16 protein-coding genes and 2 tRNA genes are annotated in these 16,594 nt (G+C 48.8%); 7 read left to right on the forward strand and 11 right to left on the reverse strand.

The genetic code is table 11. The annotated features are described in order from the left end of the window. Positions 1 to 56 precede the first annotated feature (56 nt). The 3 genes from minE to minC are packed head-to-tail and all read right to left on the reverse strand — an operon-like array spanning position 57 to position 1,873. Positions 57 to 341 carry a cell division topological specificity factor MinE gene (gene minE, locus ACEN2G_RS05390; RefSeq protein ID WP_442020448.1) on the reverse strand — a complete coding sequence of 95 codons (285 nt, stop codon included), beginning with the start codon at positions 339 to 341 and terminating at the stop codon, positions 57 to 59. Between the two features lie 3 nt (positions 342 to 344). Continuing rightward, on the reverse strand, positions 345 to 1,157 hold the full coding sequence (gene minD / locus ACEN2G_RS05395; RefSeq protein ID WP_442020449.1) for a septum site-determining protein MinD: 813 nt from the start codon (positions 1,155 to 1,157) through the stop codon (positions 345 to 347). Positions 1,158 to 1,180: 23 nt separating this feature from the next. Next, positions 1,181 to 1,873: a septum site-determining protein MinC gene (gene minC / locus ACEN2G_RS05400; protein WP_442020450.1), complete on the reverse strand. Its 693-nt coding sequence runs from the start codon at positions 1,871 to 1,873 to the stop codon at positions 1,181 to 1,183. A 105-nt stretch (positions 1,874 to 1,978) separates the two neighbouring features. Here minC and ACEN2G_RS05405 point away from each other — a divergent pair, with 105 nt between their 5' ends. The 3 genes from ACEN2G_RS05405 to ACEN2G_RS05415 all read left to right on the forward strand — a co-directional run bounded on the left by ACEN2G_RS05405 (position 1,979) and on the right by ACEN2G_RS05415 (position 3,588). Continuing rightward, positions 1,979 to 2,260: a YcgL domain-containing protein gene (locus tag ACEN2G_RS05405; RefSeq protein WP_442020451.1), complete on the forward strand. Its 282-nt coding sequence runs from the start codon at positions 1,979 to 1,981 to the stop codon at positions 2,258 to 2,260. A gap of 148 nt (positions 2,261 to 2,408) precedes the next feature. Next, entirely contained in the window at positions 2,409 to 3,068 is a 660-nt protein-coding gene (locus ACEN2G_RS05410; protein WP_442020452.1) for a fumarylacetoacetate hydrolase family protein, read from the forward strand. Positions 3,069 to 3,153: 85 nt separating this feature from the next. Further along, entirely contained in the window at positions 3,154 to 3,588 is a 435-nt protein-coding gene (locus ACEN2G_RS05415) for a YcgN family cysteine cluster protein (RefSeq protein WP_442020453.1), read from the forward strand. A 161-nt stretch (positions 3,589 to 3,749) separates the two neighbouring features. On the opposite strand, the gene dsbB is transcribed toward ACEN2G_RS05415, so the two are convergent. Beyond that, a complete protein-coding gene (gene dsbB / locus ACEN2G_RS05420; protein ID WP_442020454.1) occupies positions 3,750 to 4,280 on the reverse strand; it encodes a disulfide bond formation protein DsbB in 531 nt (176 codons plus the stop codon). A 350-nt stretch (positions 4,281 to 4,630) separates the two neighbouring features. Between dsbB and fadR the strand changes: the two genes are divergently transcribed. After that, positions 4,631 to 5,344: a fatty acid metabolism transcriptional regulator FadR gene (gene fadR / locus ACEN2G_RS05425; protein ID WP_442020455.1), complete on the forward strand. Its 714-nt coding sequence runs from the start codon at positions 4,631 to 4,633 to the stop codon at positions 5,342 to 5,344. A gap of 146 nt (positions 5,345 to 5,490) precedes the next feature. On the opposite strand, the gene ACEN2G_RS05430 is transcribed toward fadR, so the two are convergent. The 3 genes from ACEN2G_RS05430 to ACEN2G_RS05440 are packed head-to-tail and all read right to left on the reverse strand — an operon-like array spanning position 5,491 to position 10,237. Then, the gene (locus ACEN2G_RS05430) at positions 5,491 to 7,017 is read right to left on the reverse strand and encodes a SpoVR family protein (RefSeq protein ID WP_442020456.1); all 1,527 of its coding nucleotides are present in this window, start codon (positions 7,015 to 7,017) and stop codon (positions 5,491 to 5,493) included. A gap of 13 nt (positions 7,018 to 7,030) precedes the next feature. Then, entirely contained in the window at positions 7,031 to 8,299 is a 1,269-nt protein-coding gene (locus ACEN2G_RS05435) for a YeaH/YhbH family protein (protein WP_442020457.1), read from the reverse strand. Positions 8,300 to 8,314: 15 nt separating this feature from the next. After that, on the reverse strand, positions 8,315 to 10,237 hold the full coding sequence (locus ACEN2G_RS05440; RefSeq protein WP_442020458.1) for a PrkA family serine protein kinase: 1,923 nt from the start codon (positions 10,235 to 10,237) through the stop codon (positions 8,315 to 8,317). Positions 10,238 to 10,449: 212 nt separating this feature from the next. On the opposite strand from ACEN2G_RS05440, the gene ACEN2G_RS05445 reads away from it, so the two are divergent. The 3 genes from ACEN2G_RS05445 to ACEN2G_RS05455 all read left to right on the forward strand — a co-directional run bounded on the left by ACEN2G_RS05445 (position 10,450) and on the right by ACEN2G_RS05455 (position 13,622). After that, positions 10,450 to 10,587, forward strand: a complete 138-nt coding sequence (locus ACEN2G_RS05445) for a hypothetical protein (RefSeq protein WP_442020459.1) — start codon at positions 10,450 to 10,452, stop codon at positions 10,585 to 10,587. 581 nt (positions 10,588 to 11,168) lie between these two features. Continuing rightward, positions 11,169 to 12,317: a CdaR family transcriptional regulator gene (locus ACEN2G_RS05450; RefSeq protein WP_442020460.1), complete on the forward strand. Its 1,149-nt coding sequence runs from the start codon at positions 11,169 to 11,171 to the stop codon at positions 12,315 to 12,317. 168 nt (positions 12,318 to 12,485) lie between these two features. Further along, positions 12,486 to 13,622 (forward strand): glycerate kinase, encoded by a 1,137-nt coding sequence (locus tag ACEN2G_RS05455; protein WP_442020461.1) that lies wholly within the window; start codon positions 12,486 to 12,488, stop codon positions 13,620 to 13,622. Positions 13,623 to 13,759: 137 nt separating this feature from the next. Here ACEN2G_RS05455 and ACEN2G_RS05460 read toward each other — a convergent pair. From ACEN2G_RS05460 to ACEN2G_RS05475, 4 genes are all read right to left on the reverse strand, one after another. Next, positions 13,760 to 13,836 (reverse strand) — tRNA-Val (locus ACEN2G_RS05460). A 45-nt stretch (positions 13,837 to 13,881) separates the two neighbouring features. Further along, positions 13,882 to 13,958 (reverse strand) — tRNA-Val (locus tag ACEN2G_RS05465). Between the two features lie 125 nt (positions 13,959 to 14,083). Then, positions 14,084 to 15,148, reverse strand: a complete 1,065-nt coding sequence (locus ACEN2G_RS05470; protein ID WP_442020462.1) for a DUF3080 family protein — start codon at positions 15,146 to 15,148, stop codon at positions 14,084 to 14,086. Then, positions 15,093 to 16,481: an MATE family efflux transporter gene (locus ACEN2G_RS05475; RefSeq protein ID WP_442020463.1), complete on the reverse strand. Its 1,389-nt coding sequence runs from the start codon at positions 16,479 to 16,481 to the stop codon at positions 15,093 to 15,095. Before ACEN2G_RS05475 ends, ACEN2G_RS05470 begins: the two co-directional genes overlap by 56 nt. Positions 16,482 to 16,594: the final 113 nt, after the last annotated feature.

A 16,594-nucleotide genomic window follows, 5' to 3' on the forward strand; every position in this document is an offset into this window, starting at 1 on the left:
GGGGCTTTTTTATTACTGATTTTTTATTACTGAGTGTGTGCGTTAGGCTTGGCTAATTATTCTGTTTTGCCGATCGCTTTTTCATCCACTTCAGGAAACATAATATTCAGCTCTAACACAGATAGGTTATCGCCTTTCTGATCCAGCTGTACCGAAATTTGATCGATATCTATATTCACATACTTACGGATCACCGCCAATATATCTTGTTGCATTTGCGGCAGATAATCCGGGGTATCCCGCCGGCTACGTTCGTGCGCAACTATGATCTGTAAGCGCTCTTTAGCAAGCTGGGCGCTATTTTGATTTTTTCGCGAACGGAAATAGTTCAGTAGAGACATGCCTTAACTCCCAAAAATTCGGCTGAAAAATCCCTTTTTCTCTTCATCGAGGAAGCGAAAAGGGCGCTCTTCACCTAACAGGCGAGCCACGGCATCGGCATACGCCAGACCCGCATCGGACTCTTCATCCAAGATAACTGGCTCACCGGCGTTAGAGGCTTTTAATACGGCTTGTGATTCTGGAATGACACCCAGCAGCGGAATGGCCAAAATTTCCTGAACGTCTTGCACCGCCAACATGTCGCCGCGATTCACGCGCTCAGGTGAATAACGAGTCAGCAATAGATGCTCCTTGATGGGCTCCATATTGTGCTCTGCACGCCACGACTTAGACGATAATATGCCCAGTACGCGATCAGAATCTCGAACCGAAGACACTTCAGGGTTAGTGGTAATAATGGCTTCATCGGCAAAATACAAGGCGATCAGGGCACCGGTTTCAATGCCGGCGGGCGAATCACAGATAATGTATTTAAAGTCCATGGCGGCCAAGTCTTTTAAGACCTTCTCTACGCCTTCTCGGGTGAGGGCGTCTTTATCGCGGGTTTGAGACGCGGGCAAGATATAGAGATTGTCGACCCGCTTATCGCGGATCAAGGCTTGGTTTAAGTTGGCATCGCCGTTGATGACGTTCACAAAGTCATACACAACGCGACGCTCACAGCCCATGATCAGGTCTAAGTTACGCAGGCCGATATCGAAGTCGATAACGGCCGTTTTGTGACCCAGCACGGCTAAACCGGTACCAATGGCCGCGCTAGAGGTTGTTTTACCCACTCCGCCCTTACCAGAGGTGACGACGATAATTCGAGCCATATTTGCTTCCTAAAATCGTAAAATTAGAGACGGTCGAGCGTTAATTGCTCGTCCACCAAAGAAATAGTGATCGCCTGTTCCCAGTGCTCACCCTGTAATCCTGCGCTGATTTGGTAATGGCCGGCGACCGAGACCAGCTCAGCCATCAGTTGCTGGCAATAAATGCGAGCCGACTCATTGCCTTTGGCTCCCGCCACGGCACGGCCGCGTAATTGGCCATAAATATGCACACTGTCATCGGCGATCACTTCCGCGCCATTACTGACCGAGCCCAGTACCACCAGTGAGCCATTAGGGGCATACACTTGTTGGCCGGATCTTACTGGGCCGCGATGCACCTTAGTATTGGGCAAGTTAAGCAGCTCAGTGGGCACGTCTTTGGGCTCGGTATAGGCAGGCGCGACCGCAGCTTTACCACTGCTGATCACCGCTAAACCTGCCGCTCGAGCCGCCGCTCGGGTCGCATCATCCTTAGCGCCGGTAATGCCTACCGGTACTAAATCGAGCTCTCTGAGTGCGTCCGCCAAGGCGTAGAAGTCTGGCGTATGCGGAAGCTTCTCAATATTAATGACTAAAGGGGCGGCGCGAAAAAAAGCCGGCGCAACTGCTATTTTTTCTGCTAACAACCGCTTTACTATATTTATATCCTGATCTGCGATGTGCACCACAGAAAGAGTAAAGCTGCTGCCTTTTAATTCAATACCTTGCTCCGCCATAAGCGGCTGTCCCCCGAGGATGTAATCCTTTTTGTTATTGGTCGCGCTGATGTTATAGTTTGCCGACCTCACTGGCAATAAAGCCGACGGATTATAGCAATTTCCATGTTATCTGTAGTATATAAAAGCCTTAAGAAGGCAGAAACTTATCTTTTTGTTGAAAGACGCGACGACTTTTCTCGCGTACCTGCGCCTTTATTGCAGACTTTCGGCACACCCAAACTGGCCATGATCATTAATTTGGCCACTAAAACCCATTTAGGCCAAGCAGATTTAGCCAAGGTCCGCGCCGCACTGATTACCCAAGGTTATTATTTACAATTGCCACCCCCGCCAGAGGACATGCTTAAGCAAATGCGTGAGCAACAAGCGGCGGAGCAAGGCTAGCCAATCGTTTGCAAATTGTCAGCTGCCAGCTAAGCCATGCACAACACGGCTTTTACTATAGTCGACTATTTGAAAACGGCCGCCTTTTGCTAACAAGCGTTAAGTGGGCAGGTTAGACTCATTCACTATCATCACGCACAGGAGCCTTATGTATCAACATCTGGACTTACACGGGCAGCCACTGCCTTATGGCGTGGGTAAAGTGGTGTGCGTGGGGCGCAGTTATGCGAGTCATGCCGCTGAGCTTAATAATCCCATCCCAAGTGAGCCGCTGTTATTCATTAAACCGGCAACCAGTTTAGTCGGATTAACGGCCCCCTTGGTGTTACCTAAAGGGCAGGGCGCGATTCACCACGAAGTGGAAGTGGCGCTCTTGATTGGGCGGCGCTTATGCCAAGCCGATGCCGTGCAAGCTATGTCCGCCATTGTGGGCATAGGGCTGGCGCTGGATTTAACGCTGCGTGATGTACAAGATACACTTAAAAAACAAGGCCACCCTTGGGAGCGAGCCAAAGCCTTTGATGGCAGTTGCCCCATGAGCCCCTTTGTGACACCCGATGCCTTAGCTGACTTACAGGCGTTGGACTTTTCACTCACCGTGAATGACCAGCTGCGCCAAACCGGCAATACCCGAGATTTAATGTGGCCGATTGGGGAGTTGCTGGCTTTTATGAGTCAGTGTTTTACCCTAGAGCCCGGTGACATAGTGCTGACCGGTACACCTCAAGGGGTGGCTGAGTTGCGGGCATTAGATTCACTTGAGCTGCAATTAAACGGACAGCTTGGTTTTAGTGCGACCGTATCTTAATAACTGAGTCTGAATAATTAGGCGACACAACTAAGCCTGCATAATTAAGACGGAAAAATAAAGCGTTATGACGCAGGAAAAAATAATGGAAAGCAATTTTTGGCATACCAAGACCTTAGACCAAATGTCGGATCAAGAATGGGAAGCCTTGTGTGATGGCTGCGGTAAATGCTGCCTCAATAAACTGATCGACGAAGACACGGATGAGCTGATCCACACCAATGTGTCTTGCGAGTTACTCAATACCCACAGCTGTGCCTGCAGTAACTACGAAAACCGGTTTGATATCGTGCCCGACTGCTTGAAGATCACTCGCGATAAGCTGGAAGATTACTTCTGGCTGCCTTCAACCTGCGCCTATCGCTTATTAGCGGAAGGTCAGTCGTTACCCTCTTGGCATCCGCTGCGTACCGGCTCTAAAAGCGCCATGCACAAAGCCGGACAGTCGGTACGTGGCAAGGTCGTGCCTGAGTCTAAAGCCGGCGCTTGGGAAGACCATATTATTATGTGGGCAAGCTGATTGTTGGTGAGGCGTGAGGGGTAAAGAGTGAGGGGAAAGATAAAAACCTCCACCACTCATGCTAACCACTACATAGTTATCAAAAAGCCGAACCCTAGGGTTCGGCTTTTTATTTAAACTCGCGTGATGAATTTGACTGTAATATCAGTGACGGTTTTTATTCACGCCTCACGCTTAATGGCACTCACCAATCGCACCATAATAAACAACAGTGCTAGGGCGGCTAGGACGGCAAATATTCCGAGTAGCCATTGCGGCATGCTAAAGCCTAACCAGCTCCAGCTGATATCGGCACAATCTCCACTAGGGTGAAACACGCTGGGTAGCCAGCTATCTAACGCCAACCAGCGGGGAAATTCGGCGGTGGTAGTGCACTTAGCAAAGGGTGAGGGATGAAACTGATAGTGAATGTGTTCTTTGGCCAGTAACACGCCTTTGCTGGCGGCGGCTAGCCAACCCAGCAGGGCCAGATTACTGAGTACAGGACAGCGAGGGCTCAGCCAGCCTAAGGCGCCGGCGAGCATTACCCCGACTAAGGCGGCTCTTTGGTAGACGCACATAACGCAGGGTGCCATGTCGAGCGCGTATTGAAAAAATAGCGCTATAGCCAGTAGCAAGGCCGAGCCTAAGGTAAGGCTTGCCCAAGCAAGTCGAGAGTGAGAAAACGCCTGTAATCTTGATACTGGTACCATCTTTACCTCTAATAAATAATTGCCGCTTATGTTGATGCTGATTGTTTATGGTAAGTGTTTATGGAAAGGCCCTAGCTTAAGGTTAATGCTTACTCGCTGAGAGCTTGTCGGTCACTGGTCTGCTCTGTTATTATCTTTGGCTTAATTACTTGGCTGTGGGGTTGGCCAAGCAACAAGTCAGATCCCAACAAGTTTGACTCCAACAAGTCAGATCCAGTCCTCAAAATTAATTCCATAAAACTTAATTCAATAAACCCTAATTCAACAAACAGAGTGATTTCATGGTTATTCCGGCGTCGAGTGCGATTAAAACAAGTGCGACAAAGACAAGTGTTATCAAGCCTCTGGGTGTGATTAAAGCACAGAGCCCGGCTAATTTTGCCGAGCAATATATCATAGAATCCATCTGGAACAGCCATTTTGCGCCGGGTTCTATTTTACCCGCCGAGCGCGAGTTATCTGAGCTGATTGGCGTGACGCGCACCACCTTGCGAGAAGTGCTGCAACGTCTGGCGCGCGATGGTTGGTTAACCATACAACATGGTAAGCCCACTAAAGTGAATAACTTTTGGGAAACCTCTAGCCTGAATATCCTCGAGACTTTAGCTCGTCTCGATGAAGATAAAATGCCGGCGCTGATCGAGCATTTGTTGTCGGCCCGTACTCACATTAGCTGCATCTTTATTCGGGCCGCCGTTAAAAACAATCCAGAACAAGTGGCTGCCACTACCTTAGGTTTAGAGGCGCTGGCAGATGATGCGGATGCATTTGCCGCCTTTGATTATGACTTGCATCATAAACTGGCCTTTGCCTCGGGCAATCCCATTTATGGCCTGATTTTAAACGGCTTTAAAGGCTTATATTGTCGAGTAGGGCGTTACTATTTTTCTTCAGCGGCGGCGCGCCAACTGGCCAGCGATTATTATCAGTCCTTGTCCAGCTTGGCCACTCAAGGCTGTGGACGTCAAATTGTTGAGCGGGTCCGAGAATACGGCAAAGCCTCCGGCCAACTGTGGGCTGAGATGCGTGAACAGCTGCCGGTGGGCTTTGTTAATCCCAGCTAATTGACAAGTCGGCTCCTCGCCTTATCTTGGTATGGCCAAGGGGGCGTGCCAAACATGAAAAGGTCGACCTTGTTATGAGGTCGACCTTTTTGTTATGACTAAGTGCTAAGTGCTAGGTGCTAAGTACTCGGTTTAGGCGTGCCCGTTTAGGTTTCTCGCTTAGGGCAGCGGCTAATAATGGTGGCGCTGCCCTCAGGCGTTTCTTGCTCTAATACCACATCAAAGCCCCATAAGCGGTGTACGTGCTTAAGCACTTCATGGCGCGAGTCAGACAGTGGTATGTTCTGGTGTGCCACATAGCGCAAGGTTAACGAGCGATCCCCCTTAAATTCCACGTTATAAACCTGAATATTAGGTTCAAGATTAGCTAAGTTATATTGGTCTGATAGCTGCTGCCTTAGCTTCTGGTAACCCAGTTCATCGTGAATAGCAGAAATCTGTAAAAAGTTTTTTGTTTCATCATCCACCACGCCAAATAAGCGCAAGTCTCGCATCACTTTAGGTGATAAAAACTGGCTGATAAAACTTTCGTCCTTAAAGTTTTCCATGGCAAAGTGCAGGGTTTTTACCCAGTCGGAGCCGGCTATACCCGGAAACCACGCTTTATCTTCGGCTGTGGGTTGCTCACAGATGCGGCGTAAGTCCATAAAAATGGCAAAGCCCAACGCATAGGGATTTATGCCGGAATAGTGTGGGCTGTTATAGGAGGGCTGATACACCACATTGGTGTGATTGTGTAATATCTCCATGATAAAGCTGTCTGTGACTAACCCCTCATCATACAGCTGCTGAGTAATGGTGTAGTGCCAAAAAGTAGCCCAGCCTTCGTTCATCACTTGGGTTTGTTTTTGCGGATAAAAATACTGACTGATCTTGCGCACTATGCGTACCAGCTCGCGTTGCCAAGGCTCCAGCAAGGGGGCGTGCTTTTCAATAAAATAGAGCAAGTTCTCTTCTGGCTCCGCTGGATAACGGCGTTTCTGCTCCGCTTGGGCATCTGTCATGCGCGGTAGGGTTTTCCACAGTTCGTTAACTTGCGTTTGCAGATAGCTTTCTCGGGCTTTTTGGCGACGTCGCTCTTCGGCCAGTGATAATTGCTGCGGGCGTTGATAACGGTCGACGCCGTAATTCATTAGCGCATGACAGCTGTCGAGGATAGCCTCTACTTGCGCTATGCCGTGCTTGTCTTCGCATTCACTGATGTAGTGCTTAGCAAATAGCAGGTAGTCGATAATCGACTCTGCATCTGTCCAAGCTTTAAACAGGTAGTTGTTTTTAAAAAACGAATTATGGCCATAACAAGCGTGGGCGATCACCAGCGCTTGCATCGGCAGGGTGTTTTCTTCCATTAAATAGGCGATACAGGGGCTGGAGTTGATTACTATTTCATAGGCCAGTCCCATTTGACCGCGTTTATAGTGCTGCTCGCTTTGAATGAATTTTTTACCGTAAGACCAATGGTGATAACCAATAGGCATGCCGATGCTGGAGTAGGCATCGAGCATTTGCTCGCCGGTAATAATCTCAATTTGGTTTGGATAGGTGCTTAATCCATAGCTGTTAGCGATGCGGGCAATTTCCTGATGATAGGCCTCCAATAACTCAAAGGTCCATTCAGGGCCGTCACTCAGTGGCTGAACGTGGGAATCTGTGTCAGTCATTGTCGTATTCATGGCCATAGTCACCTTATGCCGCTTGTTTTTTAAAGAGCTCACGAAACACTGGGTAAATATCTTCTACCGAGCGAATATGCTCCATGGCAAAATTAGGAAATGCCTCTACTAGCGTTTGGTATTCTTGCCACAGGCTTTGATGGGCCCGATTGGTGATTTCGATATAGGCGTAATAACGCAGCATAGACAGCAGACCTTCGCTAAGCAGTTGCTTACATAAAGGGGAGTCATCGGCCCAGTTGTCACCATCGGAGGCTTGGGCTGCATAAATGTTCCACTGCTCAGGCGGAAAGCGTGCCTCTATTACTTCTTTCATCATGCGCAAGGCACTAGAAACGATAGTGCCGCCTGTTTCTTGCGAGTAAAAAAATTCTTGTTCATCCACTTCCTTGGCTTGAGTGTGGTGACGAATAAACACCACCTCCACGTTCTTATACGTACGGGTGAGAAACATATACAGCAGCAGGTAAAAGCGCTTGGCCATGTCTTTGGTCGCTTGATCCATGGATCCCGACACATCCATTAAGCAAAACATCACAGCTTGAGTGGAAGGAATCGGCCTTTGTACGAAGTTATTAAAGCGCAAATCAAAGGTATCGATAAAGGGGACGCCAGCAATGCGTCGTTTAAGCTCGATAATCTGTGCTTCTAGCTCAAGAATGCGTGCGTAATTTTGTGTTGGGTGGCGGCTAAGTGCGACCAGCTCCTGCTCTAGCTCAGCCACGGATTTGCGCTTGCCCACTTGCAGCGCCATGCGCCGCGCCAAGGATTGGCGAAGCGAGCGCACTATATTGATGTTGGCCGGCACACCATCGGCGGCGTAGCCGGCGCGAAAGGTTTTCATTTCGCTGATCTTATTGAGCTTGTTTTTTTCCAGATTAGGCAGCTCAAGGCCATCGAATAATAACTCCAAGTATTCGTCTTTGGAGATATCAAACACAAAGTTGTCCTGCCCGTCGCCTTGTTTACTGGCGTCGCCACTGCCACTGCCGCCCGATCCCCCCCCTAAGGGACGGTCAATTTTATCGCCGGCAATAAATTGATCGTTGCCTGGATGTACCTGCTCCCTCAGGCCGCCCTTGCCTTGATGAAAAATAGGCTCAGAAATATCTCGCGCCGGAATAGAGACACTTTCGCCGTGCTCTATATCCTGAATACTGCGTTTAAGCACCGCATCAGACACCGCTTTTTTCAGTTGTTGTTGGTAGCGGCGGATAAAGCGCTGTCGGTTAACAGCGCTTTTGTTGCGGCCATTTAGTCGTCTGTCGATAAAATGCGCCATAGTTTCCCCCAACGCTTAAGTGGACTTGCGTACCCGCAGATACCACTCAGATAACAATCGCACCTGTTTACGGGTGTAGCCTTTTTCCATCATGCGCGCCACAAAGTCATCGTGCTTTTTCTGCTCGTCGCTGCTGGTTTTGGCATTAAACGAAATGACCGGCAATAGCTCTTCGGTATTCGAGAACATTTTCTTCTCGATAACGGTTCTAAGCTTCTCATAACTGGTCCAGTTGGGATTTTTACCGGCGTTGTTGGCGCGTGCCCGTAGCACGAAGTTGACGATTTCGTTACGGAAATCTTTAGGGTTACTGATGCCGGCGGGCTTTTCAATTTTCTCCAATTCGGCGTTGAGCGCGCCACGGTCAAAAAGTTGCCCAGTATCAGGATCGCGATACTCTTGGTCTTGGATCCAAAAGTCGGCGTAAATCACGTAACGGTCAAAGATATTTTGCCCGTACTCAGAGTAAGACTCTAAATAGGCGGTTTGGATTTCCTTGCCAATGAACTCCACATACTTAGGGATCAGGTAGCCTTTAATGAATTCTAAATAGCGGTCATGGGTTTCTTGAACAAACTGCTCGCGCTCAATTTGCTGCTCCAAAACATAGAACAAGTGCACAGGGTTGGCGGCCACTTCGGTGTGATCGAAGTTAAACACGCGCGACAATATCTTAAAGGCGAAACGCGTCGACAGACCGTTCATGCCTTCATCTACACCCGCATAATCGCGATACTCTTGATAGGACTTGGCCTTGGGATCCGTGTCTTTGAGGCTCTCACCGTTATAGACCCGCATCTTGGAATAGAGGTTAGAGTTCTCCGGCGCTTTTAAGCGTGACAGCACGGTAAATTGGGCTAATGCTTCCAGCGTACCAGGCGCGCACTTAGCGTTGGCCAGTTCACTGTTGATCAGCAGCTTTTGGTAAATGTCTATTTCTTCAGTTACCCGCAAGCAATAGGGGACTTTCACTATATAGACGCGGTCCAAGAAAGCTTCATTATTGCGGTTATGCTTAAAGTGCTGCCACTCTGACTCGTTTGAGTGCGCGAGTATGATGCCTTCGAAGGGCAGGGCAGACAAACCCTCGGTGCCGTTATAGTTACCCTCTTGAGTTGCGGTTAATAAGGGGTGTAGCACCTTGATTGGCGCCTTAAACATTTCCACGAATTCCATTAACCCTTGGTTAGCTTTACATAAGGCGCCGGAATAGGAGTAGGCATCCGCGTCATCTTGAGAAAAATGCTCTAATTGACGAATGTCGACCTTGCCTACTAAGGAGGAAATGTCTTGGTTGTTATCATCACCGGGTTCGGTTTTGGCGATGGCGATTTGATCCAAGATTGAAGGATATACTTTCTCTACCCGAAAACGGCTGATGTCGCCGCCGTATTCATGTAAACGCTTCACCGCCCACGGCGACATGATGGCGCGCAGATAGCGTTTTGGTATGCCGTACTCTTGCTCTAGTAGGCCACCGTCCTCAATTGCATCAAATAAACAGAAGGGATGATCGTTGACCGGTGAGCCTTTAATGCGATAAATCGGCATTTTTTGCATTAAAGCTTTAATACATTCGGCCAAGGAGGACTTACCACCGCCCACCGGACCCAATAAATAGAGGATCTGCTTCTTTTCTTCTAAGCCTTGTGCCGCGTGTTTTAAGTACGACACTATCAGCTCCACACTTTCCTCCATGCCATAAAACTCGGCAAAAGCTGGGTAGCGGGCCACCACTCTATTAGAAAATAAGCGACTTAATCTCGGCTCTTGAGCCGTGTCGATCATCTCAGGTTCACCGATAGCCATTAACAGCCGTTCGGAAGCGGAGGCATAGCAGGCTTTGTCTTCCCGACACAATTCGAGAAATTCTTGCAGGCTATACTCTTCTTCCTTGGCTTTTTCATAGCGCGATTGATAGTGCTCGAAAATTCCCATGTGTTTCCCCCTAAAGATCGAACTCAAGCCCAATTAATTGTTTTACGGGGTGGCTTAAGCCAAGCGCACTTCTTATTTCCCCTGCCAAAAGGTTAGACAGGATTTAGGCTTTACGCTTGTGTAACATCCAGAAATATCGACCATTTTGAGAAAGCGACCACAGTTTTGGCAGGCTAAGCGGCTAAGTATTTATAAGACTAGATTGAAGCTGCATGAAAAAATCAGGGCGCAGCCATGATAAATGGCCAACCGAGGTCGCTTTGCTTGCCGCTAACGTAAGTGTATTTGAGTTAATGATGTTGCTGGCGCAGTTGTCGGTGCAGATGATGGTTAGCGACAAGCTTGCCTAAGATAATCTTTATCCGTTGACTTCATATTTGTCAGCAGTTAGATTGGCTAGGCATCAGTGACACCGCTTGTTTAGCTTGAGTAAGTAAGCGAGGTTTGATGTGTAGCTCTGTTTAAGCACGTTTCCGTTTATTTTTGGCCCTCGCTTGCGAGGGTTTCTTTTTTTGTTTTTTGAAGTCACGTTAATTTCCGTTAACGTAATGGGTAAGGTTGTCGCTAATTGTGCTTTTGTTATTTTTATTTCAGATGAATTCACCTATCAGTTGAGTTTAAATCATACCTTGGTTGGCCAGATAGATACCCGACGGGTGATAGATACTGGTGATAGATAGTCCAGCTTGGTATCTTGGTGCTTTCTTGATGAGACCTCACCGCAATGAGAGGCTCGAATTTGCAAACTAGCATCTTTCCTATGCCAACATACATAATTCTAATTATCTACTCCTAAGTTAGCCTTATATTCACCCTTCATTTTTAGTCTACCAATAACCGAAAGAGCACCAAGGCTCGCGTTGAACGGGGAATAGCCCTAAAGTAAGCCACTAAATGACCTGTCTTACCCTTGCTTGTGGATCAAGAACGTATGATGGAAATTGAAGATATCATTGCCGAAAAGATCATTGCTCGCACCAAAGGCTTGATCCCCTACGACATCAATGTGATGAACAAGCAGGGCATAGTGGTGGCTTCAACCGATGCTAACCGCGTCGGACGCGAGCACCAAGGAGCGCGCTGGGTGATTGAACACCAAGAGTCGGTGACGGTAGACAATGCCAGTACCCGCTATTTAGCTGGCGCTAAGCCCGGGGTTAATCTGCCCATCGAGTATCAAGGTAACTGCATTGGTGTGGTGGGCATTACCGGTGATCCCGATAAGGTATGTGAGCTGGGTGCGCTTTTAAAAATGACGGCTGAACTGTTGGTCGAACAAAGCCGTGAAAAAGACGCGGCATTGCAACTGCGTATCGAAAAAGAACACTGCATCAAGCAATTATTGCGAGGCCAGCTGGATGAAACGCAAGCCTTAAGCGCGTTAAAAAAAGTGCAGCTCAGCATACGGCTACCGGCAGTGTGCGTAACCATTACACCCTCGCACCCAGCGCGCATGATGCAACAAAAGCTGGACCTAACCCCTAGCTTGGCGCTGCTCTTAAATGGCGTGTTTTGTTTTAACGCAGATGCGGGCTTGAGTTTTATCCTAGAGGGCGGCTCGAATACGGAGTCTCACCTTGCCGCTAAACTGGGCCAACTGGCTCGCTTGTTGGCTCAGCCCTTTAGTGTTGGCATTGGCTGTACCGTAGATACGTATCAAGCATTAGCCTTATCGCAAGCCACGGCCAGTGCCGCCTTGCAATTTGGCTTAGCCGAGCCTGCCAGCCCTGATTGCGTTCACAAGAGCAGCGTAAATAAGAGCTGCACATACGACAGTTACTACTACGACCACCATAAAGAAAAAATCATCATCAATACCGTCGCCAAAGGGTGGCATCTTTCAGAGCTGACCAAAGAATACCGAGCCCTGTGTGCCGTGGACGCTACTGGCTCGCTGCGCCACACCTTGCAAACCTTGATGTCTTCTTCCAACGACATGACGTCTTGCGCTCAGCAGCTGAATATTCACCGTAATACCTTGCGTAACCGGCTAGAAAAGATTCAAGACATTACCGATGTCGATTATAGAAAGCTCGATCAGTTGTTCCGCTTGTATCTGGGTAAAATTATCCTCGATTGAGCTAAGTCCTTCGCGGAGGGTAAGCATCGCTGAGATACGTTTAACTCCCGAAAGGGGCGTGTGTGCACAACAAATGGTATTAGCGACTGTGCATTTGCACATGGCCTTTCGTTGGCAAAACACAGATACTAAGGCCACTCGTTACACCTCAACATTTAAGGTACTGACATGAAAAAGATTGTTATTGCTCCTGATTCTTTTAAAGAAAGTCTGACCGCGCTTGAAGTAGCCGAAGCGATTAAAAATGGTTTTCAAACCGTGTACCCAAATGCGGAGTATGTGTTAGTCCCCATGGCTGATGGTGGTGAGGGCACGGTAGAAGCATTAGTCGCCGTAACTGACGGCAAAATCGTGCGCACTCAAGTGACAGGCCCGCTGGGTAATCAAGTGGATGCGCATTATGGTTTATTGGGCGATGGCAAAACGGCCGTGATTGAAATGGCCTCGGCCTCTGGTTTACACCACGTAGCGTTAGAAGAGCGTGACCCGTGCGTGGCCACGTCTCGCGGTACTGGTGAGCTGGTGCGCCATGCACTGGATGCCGGTGTGCGCCACATTATTGTCGGCCTTGGCGGCAGTGCCACCAACGATGCCGGTATTGGTATGTTGATGTCGTTGGGCGCGAAATTTAGCGATGCACAAGATAAGACTATTGGCGATGGTGGCGCGGCTCTAATCGATGTTAAAACCATAGATTTAAGTGAGCTTCACCCAGCTATGGCTGAGTGCACCTTTGAAGTGGCCTGTGACGTAGACAACCCCTTGTTAGGCGAGCGCGGTGCCACTGCTATCTTCGGCCCACAGAAGGGGGCCACCGAAGAGAAGCGCGTTATTTTAGAAAAAGCCATTACGCATTTGGCGGATGTTATCGTTGCCAATGGCTTTAGCGATCAGCGCAACACCAGTGGCGCGGGTGCGGCGGGCGGCATGGGCTTTGGCATGATGACCTTTATGAAGGCCACTTTTAAGCCGGGTATCGAAATCGTGGTCGAAGCGACTAATTTAAAGGAACTGGTGAAAGGTGCCGATCTGGTGATTACCGGTGAAGGTCGTCTCGACAGCCAAACTATCTTTGGCAAGACCCCAATTGGGGTGGCCAGAACCGCCAAGCTGTACGACATTCCGGTAATTGGTATTGCGGGTAGCCTGAGTGCCGACGTGGCCGTGGTATGCGATCATGGCATAGACGCCGTGTTCTCGATTATGCCGCGCGTGATGACACTGAAAGAAGCCTTTGCCGACGCCGAAGTAAACGTGACCTTCACCGCGCAGAATATCGCTACCGTAATGTCGATGCATAAGTGATGTAAGGCGTTAATCGGAAGGCGTGAGGGGTGAAACGTGGGGAGCCATGCGATAAGCTTGGCTCCTCGCACCTCACTATTTACCCCTCACAAGGGTTAAAGCAAAAAGCCCGCTCAATGAGCGGGCTTTTTAGTGTTTGGTGCGTCCTAGTGGATTCGAACCACCGACCCCTACCATGTCAAGGTAGTGCTCTAACCAACTGAGCTAAGGACGCAAATTTGTGTGCAGATCTTTTATTAATATAAAGAGTATTAATAAATGGTGCGTCCTAGTGGATTCGAACCACCGACCCCTACCATGTCAAGGTAGTGCTCTAACCAACTGAGCTAAGGACGCGCTACTGCTAAGCGAGCGCAATGTTAGCTAAGCCTATGGAGACTGGCAAGCCTTTTCTGTGGAAGCTCAAACAGTTGCACAACTTATGGCCTATTTATAGCTAATTTATGGCCTGAGCCTACTCATTATCCGCGCTTTGGTGAAAGCTCGCAGCGCTTTAGAAAATTTTGCCACACTTTAGCGTGTTGTAAGGTTAGCGCGCGATAACGCACATACCGCCCACTTTCGAGACCGAGAGCCACTTGTGCATTGTATGGGGCCATGAGGTCGGCTTTATCGGCAGGCGGCGCTAATGTAGCTTGTAACAGCGGTGCCAGTTGCACAAATTGACGATCCAGCTCGGTGAAGTAGGGTTGAATATCTTTAATGTAATAATGTTGCATCGCATTACGCAGGCGCTCGGCTTTAATGGCATTAGCGCCTTGGCAGTTGAAGTCGTGTAACTGATCTAAAAATGCGATGCTTTGCTCAAGATAAGCGGCGTTGGCAGCCAAGGAGTAAAATAGCTGGCCTAAATAGGGATTTTTATATAAGCCGCGCAGAGCTTGATTGAGCTCTTCATTCAGGTCTACAAAAGAATCTGTCGTTAAGGTAAAAGGCATGGCTGAATATTGACGAGCTTGGGCTTGTAAACGAGCAAGCAAGCTAAAAGCCTGCAGCGTGGCCTGATAATCGCCTGATGACTGAAAAGGTAAACTGCGTACCGCCGGCGTGAGAGCGGCGCGTACCTCAGGCTCTTCGACCATCAGGTTCCAAAAATAAATCGGCAACAAGGACGCCTTAAGCGGGCCAAGCTCGATCAGCCAAGCGCTGAGCTCAGCATCTGTTGTTTGGCTTAAGCATTGCGCCACACCCTGTTGAAATTGCAGATGATAGGCAAATTGGCCCGCCGCCGACCGACTTTTGCCGACCGGCGCATTGTGCTCCGCGACTAAACCCAATAAGTCACATTGGCCAAGTTTAAGCGCATCCAATAAGCCAGTGCTAATGCGTGGCGTCGTTAAGGTGAGATCACGCTGAGCAGGCAAGGGCGCTAATGTATACGGCGCTTGTAACGGAGGCGCCGGTACGGCTAATACATGGGCGACCCGAGTAAGATAAGTTTGAAAATGATCTTTTGCATCGTCTGCTGGGCTACATGCCATCAACCAAAGGCAAGTTAGCACGACGATTATTTTCCACTCGGCCATAAATCACCTTTAATCGCCATAATAACGCACTGGCCGCTATGGTTAAGCCCACTAGAAAGCCAATCCAAAAACCGTGGGGCCCCATGGCTGGCATCAGCCAGTCCGTTAAGCCTAAAACCATACCAATAGGCAGACCGAATAACCAAAAGGCCACCAGCGTAATATAAAAAATTATCTGCGTGTCTTTATAACCCCGTAAGGCAGCCGCCGCTATAACCTGCGCCGAGTCAGAAATTTGGTAGAAAGAAGCGAGCAGTAATAAACTCGCCGCCAGCTCCAGTACTTTGGCGTTATCCGTATACAAGCCGCCAATCCAATAGCGACCCACCACAGTGGCGAGGGCACAGCACAGGGCTATCAAACAACCTAAAGCGATACCGACCATGCTAATGCGTTTGGCTTGCTCGGCTTGGTTTTCTCCTAAACTATGGCCCACCCGTATGGTCATGGCCATACCTAGGCTTAGCGGTATCATAAAAATCAAACTGGAAAAGTTAATGGCAATTTGATGGCCGGCCACAATTTCTGCACCAAAGGGAGCCAACAATAAAGCCACCACAGTAAACAGGGTCACTTCGCAGAAAATCGCCATGGCGATAGGAAAGCCCAGCTTAAAGAGTCGACTAATTTGCGACCAATTTGGCGGTGTGATTGGGCTAAAAATGCTGAATTTCTTTAATACGGCTGAGCGGCGAGTATAAAAAATCATGCCGAATAACATCACCCAAAACACCAGTGCCGAAGCATAACCACAGCCCACGCCGCCCAAGGCAGGAAAGCCAAAATGTCCGTGAATTAATATATAGTTAGCGGGTACGTTGACCGCCAAGCCAATGAAGCCGATCACCATGGTTGGCAGAGTATGCGATAAGCCTTCGCTGAAGTTACGTAACACCTGATAGAGCGCATAGGCTGGCATGCCCCATAAAATGGCGTGCAAGTAGCCGGCGGTTTTGTGGGCCAATTCAGGCTCTACGTTCATCCAATGTAATGCTAATGGCGAATAGTACAAGGCCAACATGGCGGGCAGGGTAACTAAAATGGTGAGCCAAAAGCCTTGATGCACGGCACCGGCCACCTCACTGGTGCGGCGAGCCCCGTTTAATTGCGATATGATAGGCGTTAGCGCCATAATCACGCCTTGTACCAATAAAACTAGCGGCAACCAAAAGCTAGTGGCCACAGCTACCGCCGCCAAATCTGTAGCACTGACTTGGCCGGCCATTAGGGTATCTACGAAGCTCATCATGGTCTGGGCCATTTGCGCCACTAAGATAGGGCCGCATAAGCGTAATAAGCGGGGAATTTCTCTGAAATAGGGCATGACGACCATAAGTGAACTCTCGTTTATAGCTGGGGGTTAACTAGTCAAAAATAAGCATTTTTTATCTGTGGGTGGCAATATAGCCTTGTTTTCTGCTTTATCCCATATTCTTCATCTGAAAT

It is taken from the genome of Oceanisphaera sp. W20_SRM_FM3, assembly GCF_052119705.1.
Lineage (GTDB): Bacteria > Pseudomonadota > Gammaproteobacteria > Enterobacterales > Aeromonadaceae > Oceanimonas.